Here is a 309-nt window from a genome sequence, read left to right as displayed (position 1 = left end):
TTGCAGAAGGGCGATGTCACCAACGACACGACCCCAACCCTGAGCGGGACTGCCGAAGCGGGCAGCACCGTCACCGTCTCTGACAACGGCCAGGTGATCGGCAGCGTGGTGGCTGACGCCCACGGCAAGTGGAGCTTCACGCCAGACACGGCGCTGCAAGACGGCAGCCACAGCCTGAACATCACGGCCACCGACGCGGCGGGTAATGTCAGCGCGCCAAGCGGCAGCTTCGGGATTGTCATTGATACCGTGGCCCCGGCGGCACCGGGTGAAGTGATCATCATCGACAACGTGGGTGAGAAGACCGGG

The 309-nt window shown here is 64.7% G+C and carries 1 protein-coding gene; it reads left to right on the top strand.

Translation table 11 applies throughout. From position 1 onward, the window contains the following. A partial coding sequence (locus tag AC2A1E_RS24465; RefSeq protein WP_484385917.1) for an Ig-like domain-containing protein occupies positions 1 to 309 on the top strand: 309 nt, incomplete at both ends.

Source organism: Serratia sp. HNCC26DJ206, assembly GCF_057180605.1.
The sequence above is the reverse complement of the archived record's forward strand: the minus strand, read 5'-3'. Positions and strand labels throughout refer to the sequence as shown.